The organism is Amycolatopsis sp. cmx-4-54 (assembly GCF_046548895.1).
In the GTDB taxonomy this organism is placed as follows: Bacteria; Actinomycetota; Actinomycetes; order Mycobacteriales; family Pseudonocardiaceae; genus Amycolatopsis.
The window spans coordinates 33,365-52,452 of sequence record NZ_JAEBEJ010000017.1 but is presented as its reverse complement, the minus strand read 5'-3'; the positions used below and the strand labels follow the sequence as shown (position 1 = coordinate 52,452).

Annotated in this window: 23 protein-coding genes; 9 read left to right on the top strand and 14 right to left on the bottom strand. The window is 69.0% G+C overall.

The window, feature by feature from the left end; translation table 11 throughout:
- Positions 1-6: 6 nt before the first annotated feature.
- Together ACLJQ7_RS38270 and ACLJQ7_RS38265 are read right to left on the bottom strand one after the other, a co-directional pair.
- Complete coding sequence (locus ACLJQ7_RS38270; RefSeq protein ID WP_020630602.1) at positions 7-345, bottom strand: P-II family nitrogen regulator; 339 nt, start codon at positions 343-345, stop codon at positions 7-9.
- Entirely contained in the window at positions 342-1,736 is a 1,395-nt protein-coding gene (locus ACLJQ7_RS38265) for an ammonium transporter (RefSeq protein WP_410653077.1), read from the bottom strand. The genes ACLJQ7_RS38270 and ACLJQ7_RS38265 overlap by 4 nt, the downstream gene beginning before the upstream one ends.
- A 175-nt stretch (positions 1,737-1,911) precedes the next feature.
- On the opposite strand from ACLJQ7_RS38265, the gene ACLJQ7_RS38260 reads away from it, so the two are divergent.
- From ACLJQ7_RS38260 to ACLJQ7_RS38250, 3 genes are read left to right on the top strand one after another with little or no spacing between them, the layout of a single operon-like run.
- Positions 1,912-2,772: a putative RNA methyltransferase gene (locus ACLJQ7_RS38260; RefSeq protein WP_410653076.1), complete on the top strand. Its 861-nt coding sequence runs from the start codon at positions 1,912-1,914 to the stop codon at positions 2,770-2,772.
- Positions 2,772-3,386, top strand: coding sequence for a (2Fe-2S)-binding protein (locus ACLJQ7_RS38255; protein WP_410653075.1), 615 nt, complete (start codon positions 2,772-2,774; stop codon positions 3,384-3,386). Before ACLJQ7_RS38260 ends, ACLJQ7_RS38255 begins: the two co-directional genes overlap by 1 nt.
- Before the next feature lie 43 nt (positions 3,387-3,429).
- Positions 3,430-3,606 (top strand): hypothetical protein, encoded by a 177-nt coding sequence (locus ACLJQ7_RS38250; RefSeq protein ID WP_410653074.1) that lies wholly within the window; start codon positions 3,430-3,432, stop codon positions 3,604-3,606.
- Here ACLJQ7_RS38250 and alc read toward each other — a convergent pair.
- Both alc and allB read right to left on the bottom strand, forming a co-directional pair.
- Positions 3,597-4,613 (bottom strand): allantoicase, encoded by a 1,017-nt coding sequence (gene alc, locus ACLJQ7_RS38245; protein ID WP_410653073.1) that lies wholly within the window; start codon positions 4,611-4,613, stop codon positions 3,597-3,599. The two genes, ACLJQ7_RS38250 and alc, sit on opposite strands and share 10 nt — an antisense overlap.
- A gap of 1 nt (position 4,614) precedes the next feature.
- A complete protein-coding gene (allB, locus tag ACLJQ7_RS38240; protein WP_410653072.1) occupies positions 4,615-5,943 on the bottom strand; it encodes an allantoinase AllB in 1,329 nt (442 codons plus the stop codon).
- A 105-nt stretch (positions 5,944-6,048) separates the two neighbouring features.
- Here allB and ACLJQ7_RS38235 point away from each other — a divergent pair, with 105 nt between their 5' ends.
- The 4 genes from ACLJQ7_RS38235 to pucL are packed head-to-tail and all read left to right on the top strand — an operon-like array spanning position 6,049 to position 8,274.
- The gene (locus tag ACLJQ7_RS38235; RefSeq protein ID WP_410653071.1) at positions 6,049-6,525 is read left to right on the top strand and encodes a helix-turn-helix domain-containing protein; all 477 of its coding nucleotides are present in this window, start codon (positions 6,049-6,051) and stop codon (positions 6,523-6,525) included.
- A 58-nt stretch (positions 6,526-6,583) separates the two neighbouring features.
- Positions 6,584-7,075, top strand: a complete 492-nt coding sequence (uraD, locus tag ACLJQ7_RS38230) for a 2-oxo-4-hydroxy-4-carboxy-5-ureidoimidazoline decarboxylase (protein WP_410653070.1) — start codon at positions 6,584-6,586, stop codon at positions 7,073-7,075.
- Complete coding sequence (gene uraH / locus ACLJQ7_RS38225; RefSeq protein WP_410653069.1) at positions 7,072-7,389, top strand: hydroxyisourate hydrolase; 318 nt, start codon at positions 7,072-7,074, stop codon at positions 7,387-7,389. The genes uraD and uraH overlap by 4 nt, the downstream gene beginning before the upstream one ends.
- 6 nt (positions 7,390-7,395) lie before the next feature.
- Positions 7,396-8,274: a factor-independent urate hydroxylase gene (gene pucL / locus ACLJQ7_RS38220; protein ID WP_410653068.1), complete on the top strand. Its 879-nt coding sequence runs from the start codon at positions 7,396-7,398 to the stop codon at positions 8,272-8,274.
- On the opposite strand, the gene ACLJQ7_RS38215 is transcribed toward pucL, so the two are convergent.
- From ACLJQ7_RS38215 to ACLJQ7_RS38205, 3 genes are all read right to left on the bottom strand, one after another.
- Entirely contained in the window at positions 8,271-9,776 is a 1,506-nt protein-coding gene (locus ACLJQ7_RS38215) for an alpha/beta hydrolase (RefSeq protein WP_410653067.1), read from the bottom strand. The genes pucL and ACLJQ7_RS38215 overlap by 4 nt on opposite strands.
- A gap of 116 nt (positions 9,777-9,892) precedes the next feature.
- Positions 9,893-10,045, bottom strand: coding sequence for a hypothetical protein (locus ACLJQ7_RS38210; protein ID WP_410653066.1), 153 nt, complete (start codon positions 10,043-10,045; stop codon positions 9,893-9,895).
- Positions 10,042-10,173, bottom strand: a complete 132-nt coding sequence (locus ACLJQ7_RS38205; protein ID WP_410653065.1) for a hypothetical protein — start codon at positions 10,171-10,173, stop codon at positions 10,042-10,044. The genes ACLJQ7_RS38210 and ACLJQ7_RS38205 overlap by 4 nt, the downstream gene beginning before the upstream one ends.
- Positions 10,174-10,254: 81 nt before the next feature.
- Here ACLJQ7_RS38205 and ACLJQ7_RS38200 point away from each other — a divergent pair, with 81 nt between their 5' ends.
- Both ACLJQ7_RS38200 and ACLJQ7_RS38195 read left to right on the top strand, forming a co-directional pair.
- Positions 10,255-10,806 carry a TetR/AcrR family transcriptional regulator gene (locus tag ACLJQ7_RS38200; protein WP_410653207.1) on the top strand — a complete coding sequence of 184 codons (552 nt, stop codon included), beginning with the start codon at positions 10,255-10,257 and terminating at the stop codon, positions 10,804-10,806.
- Between the two features lie 102 nt (positions 10,807-10,908).
- Complete coding sequence (locus ACLJQ7_RS38195; protein WP_410653064.1) at positions 10,909-11,598, top strand: hypothetical protein; 690 nt, start codon at positions 10,909-10,911, stop codon at positions 11,596-11,598.
- 59 nt (positions 11,599-11,657) lie between these two features.
- Here ACLJQ7_RS38195 and ACLJQ7_RS38190 read toward each other — a convergent pair whose 3' ends face one another.
- The 7 genes from ACLJQ7_RS38190 to ACLJQ7_RS38160 form a co-directional block, all read right to left on the bottom strand.
- The gene (locus tag ACLJQ7_RS38190; protein ID WP_410653063.1) at positions 11,658-12,029 is read right to left on the bottom strand and encodes a gamma-glutamylcyclotransferase; all 372 of its coding nucleotides are present in this window, start codon (positions 12,027-12,029) and stop codon (positions 11,658-11,660) included.
- The gene (locus ACLJQ7_RS38185; RefSeq protein WP_410653062.1) at positions 12,020-13,462 is read right to left on the bottom strand and encodes an NCS2 family permease; all 1,443 of its coding nucleotides are present in this window, start codon (positions 13,460-13,462) and stop codon (positions 12,020-12,022) included. Before ACLJQ7_RS38185 ends, ACLJQ7_RS38190 begins: the two co-directional genes overlap by 10 nt.
- A 103-nt stretch (positions 13,463-13,565) precedes the next feature.
- A complete protein-coding gene (locus ACLJQ7_RS38180; RefSeq protein ID WP_410653061.1) occupies positions 13,566-14,060 on the bottom strand; it encodes a nucleoside deaminase in 495 nt (164 codons plus the stop codon).
- A 32-nt stretch (positions 14,061-14,092) separates the two neighbouring features.
- Complete coding sequence (gene pucD, locus ACLJQ7_RS38175) at positions 14,093-16,375, bottom strand: xanthine dehydrogenase subunit D (RefSeq protein ID WP_410653060.1); 2,283 nt, start codon at positions 16,373-16,375, stop codon at positions 14,093-14,095.
- Positions 16,372-17,721 (bottom strand): 8-oxoguanine deaminase, encoded by a 1,350-nt coding sequence (locus tag ACLJQ7_RS38170; protein ID WP_410653059.1) that lies wholly within the window; start codon positions 17,719-17,721, stop codon positions 16,372-16,374. Before ACLJQ7_RS38170 ends, pucD begins: the two co-directional genes overlap by 4 nt.
- Positions 17,718-18,188 (bottom strand): (2Fe-2S)-binding protein, encoded by a 471-nt coding sequence (locus ACLJQ7_RS38165; protein WP_410653058.1) that lies wholly within the window; start codon positions 18,186-18,188, stop codon positions 17,718-17,720. Before ACLJQ7_RS38165 ends, ACLJQ7_RS38170 begins: the two co-directional genes overlap by 4 nt.
- Positions 18,179-19,048, bottom strand: a complete 870-nt coding sequence (locus ACLJQ7_RS38160) for an FAD binding domain-containing protein (RefSeq protein WP_410653057.1) — start codon at positions 19,046-19,048, stop codon at positions 18,179-18,181. Before ACLJQ7_RS38160 ends, ACLJQ7_RS38165 begins: the two co-directional genes overlap by 10 nt.
- Positions 19,049-19,088 lie beyond the last annotated feature (40 nt).

The window sequence follows — 19,088 nt, the reverse complement described above, 5'->3', positions numbered from 1 at the left end:
TGACGCCTATAGCGCGTCCGAGCCGCGTTCGCCGGTGCGTACCCGGATGACCGTCTCCACGGGCGTCACCCAGATCTTGCCGTCCCCGATCTTGCCGGTGTGGGCGGCCGTGGTGATCGCGTCGAGCACCTTCTCCACGTTAGAATCGTCTGTGACGACCTCGACCCGCAGCTTCGCCACGAAGTCCACGGAGTACTCCGCACCCCGGTAGACCTCGGTGTGACCCTTCTGCCTGCCGTAGCCCTGCACCTCGCTGACCGTCATGCCGAGCACGCCCAGCTGCTCCAGCGCGGAGCGGACGTCGTCGAGCGTGAACGGCTTCACGATCGCGGTGATCAGCTTCATGCCTTGCTCTCCTCGAGTTTCGTGGCCGCGGTTCCGGTGGACGACTTGACCGGGATGGAACTCGGCTGGCCGAGGCCACCGCCCGATCCGGTGAAGTCGTACGCGCTCTCCGCGTGCTGGGCCTCATCGATACCACTGACCTCGTCCTCCGCGCTGACGCGGAACCCGCCGAGCTTCTTGATCACCCAGCCGATGAGGAAGGTGAGCACGAACGAGTAGCCGAGCACGACGGCCGCCGCGAGCGCCTGCTTGCCCAGCTGACCGAGGCCGCCGCCGTAGAACAGGCCGTCGACGCCGAGCGAGTTGACGCTGGTGGTGCCGAAGAAACCGATGAGCAGCGTGCCGACGAGACCACCCACGAGGTGGACACCGACGACGTCGAGGGAGTCGTCGAAACCGAAGCGGAACTTGAGGCTGATCGCCAATGCGCACAGGGCACCGGCGATGAGGCCGATGGCGATGGCGCCCAGCGGGCTGACGAAACCGGCCGCGGGGGTGATCGCGACGAGACCCGCGACGGCACCGGATGCGGCACCGAGGGTGGTCGGCTTGCCGACCTTGATCTGCTCGATGATCAGCCAGCCGAGGATGGCTGCGGCGGTCGCGACGGTGGTGTTGGTGAACGCGACGGCGGCGAGGTCGTTGGCGGCCAGCGACGAACCGGCGTTGAAGCCGTACCAGCCGAACCACAGCAACGCGGCGCCCAGCAGCACGAAGGGGACGTTGTGCGGACGTCCGGTGCCCTTCGGCCAGCCCTTGCGCTTGCCGAGCGCGATCGCCAGCGCCAGGCCCGCCGCACCGGCGTTGATGTGGACGGCGGTACCGCCGGCGAAGTCGAGCGCCTTGAGCTGGTTGGCGATCCAGCCGCCGACCGAATCCGCGCCGATGAAGCCGTTGAACGAGAACACCCAGTGCGCCACCGGGAAGTACACGATGGTCACCCACACCGCCACGAACAGCGTCCAGCCCCAGAACTTGGCGCGGTCGGCGATGGCACCGGAGATCAGCGCGGGCGTGATGATCGCGAACATCAGCTGGAACATCACGAAGGCGAACAGCGGCAGCGCGTCCGCACCGGGCCAGGCGACCTCGGGCGCGGTGTCGGTGGCGGCGGTCGCGAACCCGGCGAGTTTGCCGGAGATGTTCGAGAGACCGGCGAAGTCGAAGTTACCGAGCAATCCTCCGCCGATGTCGTTGCCGAACGCCATCGTGAAGCCGTACAGCGTCCAGAGGACACCGACTACGGCGAGCGCGATGAAGTTCATCATCAACATGTTCAGGACGCTCTTCGCGCGGACCATGCCGCCGTAGAAGAACGCCAATCCCGGTGTCATGAGCATGACCAGCGCGGCGCTGATCAACACCCATGCGGTGTCTCCTGCGTTCAGCACAATCTTCCTCCCGTGCCTGGGGTGTACTGCGCAGGGATTTTTGGACCGCGGTGTTTCCTCGGGCGGCGATTAAGGTTTCACCCGCGTGAACTGTCGGTGTGGCGTTGTTACGGCCAGGTTTCCGGAGAGCCGGTGCGTTCTGTCCGGTTGCGAAACCTCGTGGTCGAATAGATCCATGAACGCACGTGTATCCGGCCATGACCGTCTGCCACCGGAGATCGTCCGGTCGCTGCGGTGTTCGGTCTGCGGTGACCCGGTCGGGGTAACCGACCGCACGGTGCGTTGTGGGAGAGGCCACTCGTTCGACGTGGCGAAGCAGGGGTACGTCAATCTTCTGCACGCGCGCATCCCGGCCGGCACCGCGGACACGGCGCCGATGGTCGCGGCTCGCGTCGACCTCCTCTCGTCGGGTGCTTATCTGCCTCTCGCCGATGCCCTCGCGAAGGTGGCTTCGGACCACATCGAGAACGGGATGATCATCGACGCCGGGGCGGGCACGGGGTACTACCTCGCGCACGTGCTCGACGCCGTCCCCGCCGCGTACGGACTGGCGCTCGACGTCTCCGCCGTCGCCCTGCGCCGGGCCGCTCGCGCACACGCGCGCGCGGGCGCGGCCGTGTGGAATCTGTGGGAACCCTGGCCGGTGGCGGCTTCGAGCGCGTCGCTGATCCTCAACGTCTTCGCGCCCCGCAACGCTCCGCAGTTCCACCGCGTCCTGACCGCGGACGGGCTGCTGGTCGTCGCGACGCCGAACCCGGGACACCTCCGGGAACTGGGCGACCTGGTGATCTCGGTCGACGGCGGCAAGGACGCGCGGCTGGAGGACGCCCTCGGCGAACGCTTCACCCGGGTCGAGCGGCACGAGGTCACCCAGGAGGTGACGTTGGCGCCCGCCCAGATCCGCCAGGTCGTCGAGATGGGGCCGAGCGCGCACCACCTCCACCGCGACGACCGCCGTGAACGCCTCGACGCGATCGCCGCGCCGGTGGACGTCACCACCTCGTTCAGCGTCACGCTGTACCGGCCGGTGCCCTGATGGAGGCATCCGCGACCCTGCTCGCCGACACCGCCTGGGTCAGCGCCCGCATCGGCGGGGCCGCGAAACTCTATGGCTGTTCGCGGCCCGAAGTGCTCGGCACGATCTGGTGGTACTCGCTGTCTTCCGTCCTCGTCGCGCCCTCCGTCGAGTCGCTCGTACAGGGTGAGCCACTGGATCCGTCGCTCGACGCCCTCACGATCGACCTCGTCCCGGACGGCCGGTTCACCGGTGCCCGGTCGTCACGGCTCCTCGACGGCGGCCTCGCCGAACTCGGTGACGCGTTCGCCGGAACGCTGGGCACGGCGATCGGCACGATCTCGGCCGTCACCGGGGCGAATCCGCGCGCGCTGGGCGCGATCGCGACGGATTCGATCGGCAACCGCCTGCTGTGGACCGGCGACACCGCACGGGCGATCGAGCTGGCGGCACCGCTCGTGGCCGCGATCGGGCTCGGGATGCCGGAGCCGCGGTTCTCCAGGATCGGGCGGAACACCGTGGTGCGCCGTGCCTCCTGTTGCCTGATCTACGAAGCGGGCAACCCGAAGTGCACCAGTTGCCCCCGGCAGACCCCCGCGGAACGGGAGCGACGGCTGCGCGCCGCGCTCGGTTAGCCCCCTGACCAGCGCGACCGCGGCCCCGTGAGAGGGTGGTGGCATGGGCAAACCGACGCCGCTGCAGATCAGGAACATCGTCATGGCGGTGCTCATGGTGGGTGCCCTGGTGTGGAACCTGTCCATCGGCGGCGCTTGGTGGCTCACCGCGATCTTCTCGATCGGCACCGTCCTCTCGTTGCTCTCCGCGTATCTGAACCGGCCCGGCGCTCAGCGCTGAGCGGCCTCGAAACGCGAAGTGAGCTCCGCGCGGCCGCGCTCTGAAAGCGCCCCGAAGAGCCGTAGGCGCGCCATCCCGCCGTCGGGATGGATGTCGAGACGGACCTCGGTCACCTCGGGCCCCTCGGCGAGGGCGAACCGGTGCCGGGTGTCGGGCTGCAAGCGCGTCTTCGGCAGGAGCTCGACCCACTCGCCGTCGCCGTCCCGGCCACTCAGCGACGCCCAGCCCGGCGCGTTGCCCTTGAGGTTGCTGTTGTCCAGTTCGGCGAACCGGACGACGCCGACCCCGGCGAGGCGCACCGTGACCCAGTCGTTCCCGTCGTCCCGGCGCCGCGCGGTCTCCCAGCCCTCGGCCTGATGCGCGGCGAGCCCTGGCGAGAAGAGGTTGTTGGGCGAGGAATAGAACATGTCGCTGCAGCCGGTGACCACCGCGCCGTTCTCCAGCGCGGCGAGGTCGAGCGCCCCGAGGTCGAGCAGCCGCGGCTCCGGGATCGGCGTGCCGTGCACCCGCAGCCGGGCCACCCCGCCGTCCGGATGCATGGTCAGGCGGACGTGCGTGTAGCGCTTGCTCCCGCCGATCTCGAAGAAGTTCTCCGTGTGCCCCGCCGCCGCGCCGCGCTTCACCAGCACGTCCCAGTCCACTTCGGACAGTTCCGCGGCGTTCGGGTACCCGTCGACGGCGCATGCCTCGACCGAGACGAACGGGGGGTAGTTGCCCTTGAAGAACGCCGTGTCCACGATGACGCCGGTGATCGCGCCCGCCAGGCCGAGCCGGATGACGGCCTGGTCGTCACCGGGCTCACGGTGCCGCCGGGTCTCCCAGCCGTCGTAGACCTGACCCTTGGGGCCGAAGGTCTCCGCCTGATGCGCGGGAACCCAGGGATTGACCAGATTCTCCTTCTCGGCGAACAACTCGTCCGTCGCCCACATCACGGTCCCGCCGAACCTGCGCGAGGCCAGGTCGGGCCGGGCTGTCCACTCAGGACGGTCGTTCACGGCATCCTCCATCTCAGCAGTCTCCCCGGGTCAGCAGAACGCCTGCCGGGTCTTCACCGGTGATCTCCTCGCCTCGCAACCACGTGCTCCGGACGACACCGGCGAGCGGCCGTCCGTGGTAGGCGCTGACCGGGTTGCGGTGCTTCAGTTTCGCGACGTCGACGACGAAGGCCTCGTCGGGCGCGAACACGCTGAAGTCGGCGTCGTAACCCGGCGCGAGATGTCCCTTGCGCCGCATCCCCGCCTGAGCGGCCGGATGTTCGGCCATCCAGCGGACGACGTCGGTGAGAGCGAAACCGCGCTGCCTCGCCTGGGTCCAGACGGCGGGCAGGCCGACTTGCAGGCCGGCGATCCCGCCCCACGCGAGCCCGAAATCGCCGCTGTCGAAGCGTTTCAGCTCGGGCGTGCACGGCGAATGGTCGGTCACCACGCAGTCGATGACACCGTCCGCGAGGCCCTTCCACAGCAGTTCGCGGTTCCCGGCCTCGCGGATCGGCGGGCAGCATTTGAACTGCGTGGCGCCGTCGCCGATCTCCTCCGCGGTGAAGCTCAGGTAGTGCGGGCAGGTCTCGGCGGTCAGCCGGACGCCGTCGCGCCGCGCGCTCTCGACCATCGGCAGCGCGTCCGAAGAGGACAGATGCAGGATGTGCGCGCGGACGCCGGTCTTCCTGGCCAGCTCGATGACCTGCGCGATCGCCACGTTCTCCGCGCCCCGCGGCCGCGAGTGCAGGAAATCTTCGTACTTCTCGCCGTGCGGGTCGGGCGCGTGGTCGATCGCGTCGGAGTCCTCCGCGTGCACGATGATCATGCCGTCGAAGGTCCGCAGTTCGGTCATCGCCTCTTCGAGCCCGCGCGCGTCCAGCGGCGGGAACTCGTCGACACCGGAATGCAGCAGGAACGACTTGAACCCGAACACTCCGGCCTCGTGGAGCCCGCGAAGATCCGCGAGGTTGCCGGGAATCGCGCCGCCCCAGAACCCGACGTCGACGTGCACCCGCCCTTCGGCGGTCTTGCGCTTCACCTCCAGCGACGCGACGTCGACCGTCGGCGGCAGACTGTTCAGCGGCATGTCCACGATCGTGGTGACCCCGCCCGCCGCGGCCGCGCGCGTCGCCGAGGCGAAACCCTCCCATTCGGTGCGGCCCGGGTCGTTGACGTGCACGTGGGTGTCCACGAGTCCCGGCAGCAGGACGACGTCCTCGCCGAGTTCGAGCACCCGGTCGCCGTCCAGGTCCGCTCCGGCGGGCTCCACCGCGACGATGCGGCCCCCGTCGACACCGACGGTCGCGGGTACTTCCCCGGCGGCCGTCACGGCCCGGGCGGCCTTGATCACCATATCCATCTACAGCCCTCCAACTTCCACTGAGTGGAATTGAGGTTTCGCACTCCGACATTAACTCCGGCCACCCTGCTCGTCAACGAGCGCGGGCGGCGCTACCTTCGCTGGGTGCAGTTAGAAGCCGAGTTCACCAGCGAACCGTTCCACGGCGAGGGTCCGCCGCCCGAACACGCCGTCAAAGCCCGCGACACCGCGGAGGGCGCGGGCCTGTCCGCCGACTTCGGCCCGCTCGGCACCCTTGTCCGCGGCGACGCCGACACCCTGCTCGACGCGCTCCCTGCCATCGCCAGGGCGGCACTGGACGGCGGCGCCACGCGGGTGACCCTCCAACTCCGGCAGGTCGGCGACGACACGGGCGAGCCCGCCGTCGAACTGCACAGCGCACTGGCCCGGCTCATCGGCGACGTCGAACGCGAACTCGGCGGCAGACTCGACACTCTCGACCGCGCCGCCAAACAGCGCGCGGTGCGGCTGCTCAAGGAACGCGGCGCGTTCGGCCTCCGCAAGTCGGTGTCGACCGTCGCCGAGGCACTGGGGGTCACGAGGTTCACGGTCTACAACTACCTCAACCGGGACCAAGACTGAAGGGCTGTTTCAACAAAATGTTGACGGCGGCGGAATCGTCGCCGTACCGTCAGTTCCCGTGCCGCTCACCATTCGAGAGTTCAACGAGGCTCCCGCACACGACGTCCGGCCGGCGTTGACCGCCTGCCTCGACGTCCCGCGCTGGGTGGAGTCCCTGCTGGCCAGGCGCCCGTACGCCGATCTCGCCGCGTTGCTCGCCGCGTCCGAGGCGCTCACCCCGTTGCGTCCCGAAGAGGTCCGGCGCGCCATGGCCGCCCATCCCCGGATCGGGGAGAAAGCGGGCGGAAAGAGCACCGAAGCGGGCTGGTCCCGCTCGGAACAGTCCGGTGTGGACGGTGAGGCGGCGCGCGAGTTCGCCGCGGCCAACGCCGAATACGAAGCGGCGTTCGGACACGTCTTCCTGGTCTGCGCGAGCGGCCGGAGCGGTGCCGAACTGCTGGAAAACCTGCGTTCGAGGCTCTCGAACGACCCCGAGAAGGAACTCGAAGTGGCCGGTCAAGAGCTGGCAAGGATCGCCGCGCTGCGGCTGGAAAAGGCGGTGACGGCATGAGCCTCGTGACCACGCACATCCTCGACACCGCCGCGGGACGGCCGGCGGCCGGCGTCGGGGTCCGGCTCGAAACCGGCGCGGGCGAACCCGTCGCCGACGGGCGGACCGACGCCGACGGCCGGATCCGCGATCTCGGCCCGGACACCCTGGAACCCGGGGTCTACCGGCTGGTCTTCGACACCGGCGCCCACCTCGGCCCGGACTCCTTCTTCCCCGAAGTCACCTTGACCTTCCGCATCGCCGATCCGACCGAGCACCACCACGTGCCGTTGCTGCTGAGCCCGTTCGCCTATTCCACCTATCGAGGGAGCTGATCGCCCGTGGCCATCACCCTGGGCGCCAACCAGTACGGCAAGGCCGAAGTCCGGCTCGTCACCGTGCGGCGCGAAGGCACCGTCCACCACCTCAAGGACCTCACCGTTTCGACGTCGTTGCGCGGCGACCTCGCGGCCACGCACCTCACCGGCGACAACGCCGACGTCGTCGCGACCGACACCCAGAAGAACACCGTCTACGCCTTCGCCAAGGAAGCCCCCGTCGGCGAGATCGAGGACTTCGCGCTGCGGCTGGGACGCCATTTCGTCGGCTCGTTCGAGCACATCACCGGCGCCCGGATCCTGATCGACGAACACGGCTGGAACCGCATCTCCGGCCACGACCACGCGTTCTCCCAGGCGGGCAGCGAAAAGCGGACGACCGCCGTGACCGTGCAGGATGGCCAGGCCTGGGTGGTGTCCGGTTTGGACGATCTCGTGGTGCTCAAGTCGACCGGCTCGGAGTTCCACGGCTTCCCGCGCGACGAGTACACGACGCTGGCCGAGACGAACGACCGCATCCTCGCGACCGCCGTGACCGCGCGCTGGCGCTACCAGGGCGACGGGATCGACTGGGCCGCGAGCCACGCCGAAGTACGGCGGATCCTGCTGGAGACCTTCGCGGACAAGCACAGCCTCTCCCTGCAGCAAACGCTGTACGCCATGGGAGAGGCTGTGCTCAAGGAACGCGATGAGGTCGCCGAAGTCCGGCTCTCGCTGCCGAACAAGCACCACTTCCTGGTGGATCTGTCACCGTTCGGACTGAAGAACGACAACGAGGTCTTCTATGCCGCCGATCGTCCGTACGGCCTGATCGAGGGTGTGGTCCTCCGCGATGACGCCGAGGATCCGGGCTTGGCCTGGCACACCCTCGCCGCTTTCTAAGGCACCGGCAGCGGCATTCCCGGGACGCTCTGGTCGGCGGGGACGACCCCGTCGACCAGGAACGCGTTCACGATCTTGTCCAAGGCGGGGTTTCCGTCCGCGTAAAGCCCGTGGTCACCCTCACCGGTCACGGTCAGCATGCGCGAGTTCGCGAAGCCCGCGTGCGCCTTCCGGGCGCCCTCGATCGCCGTGGCCGGATCGTGCTCGGAGTGGACGATCAGCACCGGAGGGACGCCCTTGCCGTTCATTTTCGGCAGCGGGCGGGGCTCCTTGTCCCAGAACAGGCAGACCGAGGCGTTCAGCGTGCCGCCACCCGCCAGGAGCAGACCGCGGTCCAGGTTCCGCTGCGAAGCGCGGATCAGCGACTCGCGGGTGCCGGTGAACCGTCCCTCACCGCAGAGGGTGTTCCAGAAGGTGGCGTCCTGCGCGTCGGGGTGGTCACCCGCCGCGTCGACGGCGGCCTTCGCCTCGGCCATGGCCGCCGGGTTCTCCATCGCGTCCCGGATCTTGACCAGCAGGTCGGCCAGCACCGGGAAGGTCGCCTTCTTGTACAGCATGTAGATGATGGCCATGTCGAACTCCATCGGCCCGCTCCCGTTCAGCGGGTTGCGGGACAAGGCGTAGCGGACTCGCTCGTAGTTCTGCCGGACCTCTTCACCGTTGGTGCCGAAGTGGTACTTCGCGTCGTACCGCGCCATCCACGGCAGGAAGTCCTGCCGCCAGCGCCGTTCGAAACCGACCGGCTGCCGGTCGAACGTCTTCTGCCAGTCCGTGGTGAACTCCGTCGCGGAGTCCAGCACGAACCGCCCGGTCCGCTGCGGGAACTGCTGCGCGTAATGCGCTCCCAGCCAGGTGCCGCCCGAATACCCGACCCAGTTGATCTTCTCGCGGCCGAGCAGGTCGCGAAGCAGATCGAAGTCCCGGATCGTCTGGTGGGTGGTGATCAGCGGGCCGAGTTCGCCGCCGGCGCTCTGGCAGGACCTGGCCACGTGCTCGGCGTTGGCCAGGATCTGGTTCAGATTGCGCGGATCCCGGTCACGCGGATCCAGCTGCCGGATGAGATCGGCCGTGCCCCGGCAGGTGACGTTGGTGCTCTTGCCGGTCCCGCGCACGTCGATGCCGATGATGTCCTGATGCTCGCGCAGTTTCTCCTGCCCGCGGAACGTCACCGGGAACCAGCGCCCGGGACCGCCCGGCCCGCCCGGGTTGGTGAGCAACGAGGCCGTCGAGGTGCCGGTGGCCTTCAGCCTGCTGACCGCGATGGTCAGGTCCTGCCGCTCGCCCGCACGATCCCAGTCCCTGGGCGTGCGGAACGTCGAGCATTCGAGCCCGCTGATGTCGGTGCCCGGCGGCAACGTGACCAGTTCATCCGCCGCGCAGGGATGCCAATCCAGCTTCTGCTCGGCGTAGTGAGCCGGGACGCTCGCCGAAGCCGGTGTGGCTCCGGCGAGCAGCCCGCCCACGATCACCGGGAGCAACCCGGCGGCCAAGAACCGCTTCATGTCCTTCCCCCTTCTTCCTTGGTTTCCCAACGGCTCACGACGCTAGGGCCGGGCACACCGGGCGAACATCGACCGCAGGTAGCGCCCGAAGGTGAACCAAGGATGGAGGGAGGGGGCTAGGGCTGGGGCGTGTCTGGCACAAGTCCCGCCGCGGCGGCCTTGCGCTGGAGTTCGTCCGCGGTGGTCGCGTTGCGCGCGTCCGGGGCCTTCGTGGACACCGCGGTGGTTCCGCCCAGCGCCTTGAAGATCAGGTCGGCTTCGGCCTTCATCCCGCGGCGTACGGGTGATACGCGACCGCGCGGAACGGGTTCGTGTCCTTGCCGCTCACCCAGGCCGCGTCACCCGCACAGGCGTCGTGCCCGAGGCTCGGCCCGTAGCCGGCGCGCGCCGCCCACAATAGAAGTGAGTATCTTTCACGTTTCAGGGGTTAGATAGAACGCTCTATCATGGCGGGGTGACTGGAACGCGGGAACGCATCGTGAACGCCGGCGCCGAGCTGCTCCGGCGCAACGGCTACACCGGCACCGGGGTGAAGCAGATCGTCGAAGCCGCGAAAGCGCCCTTCGGCTCGCTGTATCACTTCTTCCCCGGCGGCAAGGAACAGCTCGGCGAGGAGGTCATCCGCACCTCGGGGATGATGTACCTCGCGCTGTTCGAGATCTTCTTCGCCGACGAGCCGGACCTCGTCCACGGTATCGAGGCGTGCTTCGCCAGCGCCGCCGAGACACTGCAGGCGACCGACTACGCCGACGCCTGCCCCATCGCGACGGTCGCACTGGAGGTCGCCAGCACCAACGAGAAGCTGCGGATCGCGACGGCCGACGTCTTCACGGCGTGGATCGAGACGGGCTCCGAGAAGCTGGGCAAGTACGGCCTCGAACCGGAAGCCGCGCGGCGCCTCACCATCGCTTTGGTGAACAGCCTCGAAGGAGCGTTCGTGTTGAGCCGTTCGCTGCGTAACACCGAAGCGCTCGAGGTCGCGGGCGCCTCGTCGATGGCCTTCGCGCGCACATTGCTCCCGAGTGCGTGAAGCACCGACGGCAGGCTTCTGAACACCGGGATTTTCCCGCAACGGACAACGGCTTCCGGCCGACCTAGCGGTCGCCAACACCGAAATCCGTTTGGGGAGCCCATGATCATCAGGAAGCTCGTGATCGGCACCATCGCCGCGGCCGCGTTGCTCACCGCGGGCGCGGTGCCCGCGACCGCCGCCGAGGTCCAGCCGTCCACCCTCACCACGACCACCGGCAGCACCAAGATCGACGCCGGGCAGAGCGTCACGATCTCCGGGAAGCTCACCAGGGCCGACGCCACCCCGATCGCGGGCGCCGAGGTGGGCATCTCGTTCTGCTTCAACGGCTTCTGCGGTGAGGCGCAGGCCAAGCCGGTCACCGACGCCGCCGGCGCGTACAGCGCGACACTGACCCCGATCCGCACCGGCAACTACCGCGCCGACTTCTTCTCCACCGACCCGGCGATCGCGAACTCGGGCGCCGACACCGCGAAGATCGTCGTGCTCCACCCGGCGGAGATCACGTCGTTCGCGGCGGGCCGGGGTGCGAACAAGGTCGTCACCGCGTCCGGCACCATCGAGTTCCCCGGCCGGTACACCGCGAACCCGATCCCGGTCGAACTCCAGTACTTCTCGTTCAGCACCTACCGATGGACCACGGCGGCGACGGTCACCGCCAGCTGGAACGGCACCACCTGGGCCTTCGCCGCCTCGGCCGAGCACCGCAAGCCCGGCGCCTGGCGGGCCTTCTACGCCGGCACGCCCGAGATGTTCCACGCGGCGGCGAGCGACCTCGTCTTCGTACTCTGACGTTCCGTGAAGGCCTCCTTGAGGGACCCTGGGTCCCTCAAGGAGGCCTTCACGGACCACTAGCGGGACGCGAGGTAAGCCCGCCAGTCACCGACGGAGGAGATGTCCGTCAGTTCCGGCGAGTCCACAAAGGACGAACGCAGGACGGTGGCGAGGCAGGCCGCGCCGTCCTCCAGTTCGATGACGCCCAGCTCCAGTTCCGGTGGTTCGGCCGGGACGAGGTGGTCCCGCAGCACCGTGAGCGGCAGGTCGTAGACTTCGCCCACGACGGACGCGGAGCCGCCCTCGTGCATCGCCGGGAAGCGGTCGCCCACGGAGTAGTAGTGGTACTTGGGCGCGGATCGGGCCACGCAGCACAAAGGCGCGCCCCGCAACTGCTCGTGCAGCGGTCCGCCGCGCATCCCGCCACCGTTGAGGAACATCAGAACCACGACATGATCCCTTCGATCCCGAAGTACACCCCGAACACCGCGGCCAGGATCCCGAGGATCCAGCCGATCTCGCGGATCTTGCCCTTGCAGATCTTGATCAGCACGTAGGCGACCAGCCCGGCACCGATCCCGTTGGTGATCGAGTAGGTGAACGGGATCAGCGCGATGGTCAAGAACACCGGGATGGCGAAATCCAGGTCCCGCCAAGGGATCCGCGCGCATTGCGCCATCATCATCCCGCCGATGACGACCAGCGCGGGCGCCGCGGCCTGTGCCGGGACGATGGCCGCGATCGGCGTCAGGAACAGCGTCGCGGTGAACAGCCCACCGGTGACGATGCTCGCCAACCCGGTCCGCGCGCCTTCGCCGACGCCTGCCGCCGATTCGAGGAACACGGTGTTCGGCGCCGACCCGGTGACCCCGCCCGCCAGCGCGCCGGCGCCGTCGACCAGCAGGATCCGGCCCATCCCCTCGACCTTGCCGTTCTTGACCAGTCCCGCCTCCTCCGAGACGGAAGTGATCGTGCCCATCGCGTCGAAGAACCCGGACAACACCAGCGTGAACAGGAACACCGCCGCCGTCACCGCGCCCGCCGACCCGAACCCGCCGAAGAGATCGATGTCGCCCAGCAGGCTGAAGTCGGGATGCGCCACGACCTGGTCGGGCACCTTGGGTTCGACCAGCCCCCAGCCTTCGACATGGAAGACGCTGTTGACCAGCACGGCGAGCCCGGTCGCGACCGCGATGCTGATCAGCACCGCACCCGGCACGCCGCGGCTCACGAGCACGATCATCAGCAGCAGCCCGAGACAGAAGATCGCGATCGGCCAGCCTTCGAGATGGCCGGCGATCCCCATCCGCACCGGCACCGTCGACTGCGCCGAATCCGGTGTCCTGGTCACGAATCCCGCGCTGACCAGGCCGACCAGCGCGATGTAGAGGCCGATGCCGACGGTGATCGCGACCTTGAGCGCCATCGGGATCGCGTTGATGATCCGCTCCCGGATGCCGGAAACGGCCATCAACACGATGCAGAAGCCTTCGAGGACGACGAGCCCGAAGGCCTGCGCCCACGTCATGGCGGGCGCCATCTGGAAGGCGACGACGCCGTTGACGCCGAGACCGGCCGCGAGCGCCAGCGGCGCGTTGCCGACCAGTCCCATCAGGATCGTGGTGACCCCCGCGGCCAGCGCGGTCGCGGTGGTGATGGCCTCGGTGCTCAGCCGGGCGCCGGTGATGTCGGCCGACGCGCCGAGGATGAGCGGGTTGAGCAGCACGATGTAGCACATCGCGACGAATGTGGTGATCCCGCCGCGCACCTCGCGGCCGAACGTGCTGCCGCGGTGGGAGATCTTGAACCAGCGGTCGAGCCCGGACAGCCGCCCCGGCTCGGGCGAGGGCAGGTGGGGACGCTCGGTACCTAATTGGGTCATGCCTACTCCACAACGTTGTGGGGCGGGAAGAGGATCTCAGTAAGCCAACGGTCGGCGGAGCAGTTGTGGGCGGCCGAACCAGCCGACTACGGGTTCACCTGGATCAGTAAGCCTTCTTGTCGGGTTTCGACAGCCAGGCCTGGAAGGGCGCGAAAGAGTCCGGAAGGGATAGTTGGCCGACGGGTAGTGACCAGGTCTCGCGCGGGCGGGAAAAGAGGTCGTAGAACTCGCGGTCGTCGAAGCCCGCCTCGGCCGCGTCGTGGCGGTCCGCGGCGTAGACGACCTTGCCGACACGCGCCCAGAGCGCGGCGGACAGACAGAGCGGGCAGGGTTCGCAGGAGGTCACGAGGACGCAGCCGTCGAGTTTGTGGTCACCGATCGCCTGGCAGGCCGCGCGGATCGCGACCACCTCGGCGTGCGCCGTCGGGTCCAGCGTCGGGGTCACCTGGTTGGTCCCGGTGGCCAGCACCGAACCGTCCCGGACGATCATCGCGCCGAACGGGCCGCCGCCGCGCTCGACGTTCACGGTGGCCAGCTGGACGGCTTCGGTGAGCCATTTCTGCTCGGCGGACTCCGAAATGGACAGACGGGTACCCACGGATGTGCTCCTAGCTCGGAAAAGTACGGATGTCAGGTGCCGGTGAGGTGCTCCGGGCGCACCGGGACACGGGGCAGCGCGAGCCCGGTGGCCGCGCGGATGGCCGCGACGATCGCCGGGGTGGACGAGATCGTCGGCGGTTCCCCGACCCCGCGCAGACCATACGGCGCATTGGGGTCGGGCCGTTCCAGGACGTCGATGTCCATCGGCGGCATGTCCAGCACGGTCGGGATCAGGTAGTCGGTGAACGACGGGTTGCGGATCTTCCCGCCGTCGGTCTGGATCTCCTCCATCACCGCGAGCCCGAGCCCCTGCGCGGAGCCGCCCTGGATCTGGCCGAGCACCGCCTGCGGGTTGAGCGCCTTGCCGACGTCCTGCGCGCAGTCGAGCGCGACGACCTTGATCAGCCCGAGTTCGGTGTCGACGTCCACGACCGCGCGGTGTGCCGCGAAGCCGTACTGGACGTGCGCGTTTCCTTGCCCTGTCTCGGGATCGATGGGCACCGTCGGCCGGTGACGCCATTCCACGGTCTCGTCGAAGACCTCGTCGCCGAGGACGTCGGCGAGGTCCGCGAGCACGCTGCCGTCGGCGGAGACGACCTTGTTCGCGACGACGCTCAGCTTCCCGTCCGCGGCGAGTTTGCCCGCCAGGTGCTTGTGCAGCCCCGAACGCACCGCGACGCACGCGGCCTGGACGGCGCCACCGGTGACGTAACTCTGCCGCGAAGCCGACGTCGAACCGCCGTTGCCGATACTGGTGTCCATCGGCAGGATCGTCACCTGGTCGATGCCGAGTTCGGTCCGCACGATCTGCTGCATGATCGTGACCAGGCCCTGGCCGACCTCGCAGGCGGCGGTGTGCACGGTCGCCGCGGGTTCGCCGCCGACGAGTTGCAGCCGCACGCGGGCGGTCGAGTAGTCGTCGAAACCCTCGGAGAAACAGATGTTCTTGATGCCGACCGCGTATCCGACACCGCGGATGACGCCTTCGCCGTGCGTGGTGTTGGAGACGCCGCCGGGCATGCGGCGCAGGTCCAGTTCTTCGTGCACGACGGGCAACGGCTTGGCGCGCAGGCGTTCCAGCAGTTCGGCGACCGGAGCCGCCGAGTCGACGATCTGGCCGGTGGGCATGACGCTGCCTTCGGCCATCGCGTTGCGGATACGAATGTCGACTGGGTCGATTCCGCACGCCTCGGCGAGCTTGTCCATTTGAGACTCGTAGGCGAAGCCCGCCTGCACCGCGCCGAAACCGCGCATCGCGCCACAGGGTGGGTTATTGGTGTACACGCCCCAACAGTCGACCGAAGCACTGTCCACATTGTACGGTCCGACGCCGAGGGTGGCGGCGTTCGCGACCACCGCGCCGGTGGACGAGGCGTACGCGCCGCCGTCCAAGTACAGCTTCGCCTTGACATAGACGAGGCGGCCGTCCTTGTCGGCCCCGTGCTCGTAGTACATCTTCGCCGGGTGGCGGTGCACGTGACCGTAGAAGGATTCCTCGCGGTTGTAGACCATCTTCACCGGCTTGCCGGTGTGCAGTGCCAGCAGACACGCGTGGACCTGGATCGAGAGATCCTCGCGGCCGCCGAACGCGCCGCCGACCCCGCCCAGCGTCAGCCGCACCTTGTCCTTGGGCAGACCGAGCGCGGCGACGATCTGCTGCTGGTCGACGTGAAGCCACTGCGTGGCGACATAAAGGTCGACACCGCCTTCGGTGTCCGGGATCGCCATACCCGACTCCGGCCCGAGGAAGGCCTGGTCCTGCATACCGACCTCGTAGACCCCGGACACCACGACGTCGGCCTTCACCGACTGGTCGCCGTGCCGGATCTTCACGTGGCGCACGACGTTTCCGCCGGGATGCAGTTCGGCGCCTTCGCCGGCGGCGGCCTTCTCGGAATCCGTCACCGGTTCGAGGACCTCGTAGGAGACCTTGATCCGTTTCATCGCCCGGCGCGCGGTCTCGGGGTGGTCGGCAGCGACGAGCGCGACAGGCTCGCCCTGGTAGCGCACGACGTCGACGGCGAGCACCGGCTGATCCGCGTGCTCCAGACCGTACTTGTTCACGCCCGGCACGTCTTCATGGGTCAGCACCGCGTACACCCCTTGCACCGCAAGGGCTTCGGTGATGTCGATGCCGGTGATCCGCGCGTAGGGATGCGGGCTGCGCAACGTCGCGCCCCACAGCATGTCCTCGTGCCACAGATCCGAGGAGTAGGCGAATTCGCCGCGGACCTTGACCGTGCCGTCGGGCCGCTGCGGGCTCGTCCCCACCCCGTTGCCGGTGGTCTGCTTGGAGACTTCAGTGGTGGTCATACCGTCTCCCTCAGCCGCGCGCTGGCCACGGCCAGCTCACGGGCGATCTCGTCTTCGGATTCCTCGCGCAGCGTTCCGCCGTCGACGACGGCCGCGCCGCCGACGTAGAGCCGCTCGACCGGCGGGGTCGTGCCGAGCACCAGGGCGGCGACCGGGTCGGTGATCCCGGCGTAGTTCAGGCCGTTCAGGTTCCAGACCGCGAGGTCGGCGAGCTTGCCCACCTCGATCGATCCCAGGTCATTCTGGCGGCCGAGGCAGCGCGCGCCGCCCATCGTGCCCATCCACAGCGCTTCCCGCGTGGTCAGCCCGCGCGGTCCGCCGCGCTGCCGCGCCTGCAACAGCGCCTGGTGCAGTTCCTCGCCGAGGCCACCGGATTCGTTGGACGCGGCGCCGTCGGCGCCGAGCCCGACCGGCACCCCGGCGTCGAGCAGTTGCCGCACCGAGGCGATCCCGGCGCCGAGCCGCCCGTTGGACGTCGGGCAATGCGCCGCGCCGGTCCCGGTGGCGCCCATCCGCCGGATCGCCTCCGGGGCGAGATGGATCGAGTGCGCGAGCCAGACGTCGTCGGCGAGCCAACCGAGTTTGTCGACGTACTCGGCCGGGGTGCAGCCGACTTCGGCGAGGCACTGCTTCTCCTCGTCGACCGTCTCGGCGAGGTGCGTGTGGAGCCGGACTCCCTTGCGGCGCGCCAACTCCGCCGCACCGGTCATCAGCCGCTCGCTCACCGAGAACGGCGAGCACGGGCCCGCCGCGATCTGCAGATGCGCGTCGGCGGAGTCGTCGTGGAACCGCTCGATCGCGGCCTCGGTGCCGAGCAGCGCGGCCTCGGTCTCCTCGACGAGGTTGTCCGGCGGCAGCCCGCCCTGGGACTCGCCCCGGTCCATCGACCCACGCACGACGTGCAGCCGCACGCCGACGCGGATCCGGGCGGCGGCGAGCGCTTCGACCTGGTCGCCGCCGTCACGCGGGAAGACGTAGTGGTGGTCGGCGACCGTGGTGCAGCCGGTGGTCGCGAGCCGGGTGAGCCCGGCGGTGGCCGCCGCGTGCGTGATCCCGGCGTCCAGCCTGCCCCAGACCGGGTACAGCGCGACCAGCCACTCGAACAGCGTGTGATCGGCGGCGAGGCCACGCGTGGCCCACTGGTAGAGGTGGTGGTGGGTGTTGATCAGGCCGGGCGTGACCAGGCAGCCGGAGCCGTCGACGCGTTCGTCGTACTCGCCGTCGGGCGCCTTCCCCGCGCCGACCGCCGCGATCCGGTCGTTCTCGATGACGACGTGGCCCGAGGCGTGCTCGGTGGCCGCGCCGTCGACGGTGGCGATCGCGGCGTTCTCGATGACGGTCTTCACGTGGTCTCTCCCCTGGTCGCGGCCAACCGGACGGCGTCGAGGATCTTCTCGTATCCGGTACACCTGCAGAGGTTCCCCGCCAGCGCCTCGCGAATCTCTTCGTCGGCGGGGTTTTCGACGCGGTTGAGCAGATCGTGCGCGGCCACCACGAGGCCGGGGGTGCAGAAGCCACATTGGACGGCTCCCGCGTCCACAAAGGACTGCTGGACCCGATCGAGCTTGTCGCCCTCGGCGAGCCCTTCGACCGTGCGGACGTCGCGGCCCTCGACCTGACCGGCCGCGACCAGGCACGAACACACCGGGACGTCGTCGAGGTACACCGTGCAGGAGCCGCATTCGCCCTGTTCACAGGCGTTCTTGGAGCCCGGGAGGCCGAGCCGCTCGCGAAGCACGTAGAGCAGGCTTTCGCCCTCCCAGACGTCGTCGGCCTGGCGGGACTCGCCGTTGATCGTCACGTTCACGCGCACTCGCGTTCACCCTTCTGGAAGTCGTTCCACGCCCAGGTCAGCGTTCGCCGCGCCAGGACGGATAACGCGTGCTTGCGGTAGTCGGCGCTGCCGCGGACGTCGTCGATCGGCGACGCCGCCTCCGACACCAGCTCACCGAACCGGCGTTTGACGGAATCCGCAAGAGACGCCTTGGTGGACCAAGGAAGTTCGGTGCCGAGGTACTCCTCAGCTGTAGTCGCGCGCCGCGGGGTCGGCGCCGCCGAACCGACGGCCGCGCGGATCTCGCGGGTGTCCAGGTGCAGCGCCAGCGCGAACGAGCAGACCGCGATGACCATCGCGTTGCGCGTCCCGACCTTGGCGAACTGCTGCGGACCGACCTCGGCGGGCAGGTGCACCGCGGTGATCAGCTCGTCGGGTTCGAGGGCGTTGCGTTTGACGCCGAGGTAGAACTCCTCGGCCGGGATCAGCCGGGTGCCGCGGACGGACGCGGCTTCGACCTCGGCGCCGAGTACGAGCAGGACGGGATGCGTGTCCCCGGCGGGCGAGGCGGCGCCGAGGTTGCCGCCGACGGTGCCCCGGTTGCGGATCTGCGGCGAGCCGACGGTGCGCGAGGCCATGGCCAGCGCGGGCAGAACTTCACCCAGCTCAGCGATCACCCGGACGTAGGGCACCGAGGCACCGAGGCGGATCTTGCCGTCGGTCTCGGTCCATTCGGCGAGTTCGGTGACGCGGTTGAGATCGAGCAGCGCGCCGGGGCGGCGGTGGTCGAAGTTGAGCTCCACCATGACGTCCGTACCGCCCGCGATGGGCACCGCGTCGGGTCGCTCGGCCTTGACGGCGAGCGCCTCGGTCAGCGAGCTGGGGCGCAGGAAATCCACTCTCGGGCTCCTCGGTTCGGCGGCGACATGTGACGGCTGA

What these genes read in the sequence shown, in the direction of transcription:
- alc (WP_410653073.1), bottom strand. Translation starts at nt 4,613, where the DNA reads ATGGAGGATGCCGTGAACGACCGTCCTGAGTGGACAGCCCGGCCCGAC.
- ACLJQ7_RS38255 (WP_410653075.1), top strand. Translation starts at nt 2,772, where the DNA reads ATGGAGGCATCCGCGACCCTGCTCGCCGACACCGCCTGGGTCAGCGCC.
- ACLJQ7_RS38185 (WP_410653062.1), bottom strand. Translation starts at nt 13,462, where the DNA reads ATGACCCAATTAGGTACCGAGCGTCCCCACCTGCCCTCGCCCGAGCCG.
- uraH (WP_410653069.1), top strand. Translation starts at nt 7,072, where the DNA reads ATGAGCCTCGTGACCACGCACATCCTCGACACCGCCGCGGGACGGCCG.
- ACLJQ7_RS38210 (WP_410653066.1), bottom strand. Translation starts at nt 10,045, where the DNA reads ATGAAGGCCGAAGCCGACCTGATCTTCAAGGCGCTGGGCGGAACCACC.
- allB (WP_410653072.1), bottom strand. Translation starts at nt 5,943, where the DNA reads ATGGATATGGTGATCAAGGCCGCCCGGGCCGTGACGGCCGCCGGGGAA.
- ACLJQ7_RS38215 (WP_410653067.1), bottom strand. Translation starts at nt 9,776, where the DNA reads ATGAAGCGGTTCTTGGCCGCCGGGTTGCTCCCGGTGATCGTGGGCGGG.
- ACLJQ7_RS38250 (WP_410653074.1), top strand. Translation starts at nt 3,430, where the DNA reads ATGGGCAAACCGACGCCGCTGCAGATCAGGAACATCGTCATGGCGGTG.
- ACLJQ7_RS38270 (WP_020630602.1), bottom strand. Translation starts at nt 345, where the DNA reads ATGAAGCTGATCACCGCGATCGTGAAGCCGTTCACGCTCGACGACGTC.
- ACLJQ7_RS38260 (WP_410653076.1), top strand. Translation starts at nt 1,912, where the DNA reads ATGAACGCACGTGTATCCGGCCATGACCGTCTGCCACCGGAGATCGTC.
- ACLJQ7_RS38195 (WP_410653064.1), top strand. Translation starts at nt 10,909, where the DNA reads ATGATCATCAGGAAGCTCGTGATCGGCACCATCGCCGCGGCCGCGTTG.
- pucD (WP_410653060.1), bottom strand. Translation starts at nt 16,375, where the DNA reads ATGACCACCACTGAAGTCTCCAAGCAGACCACCGGCAACGGGGTGGGG.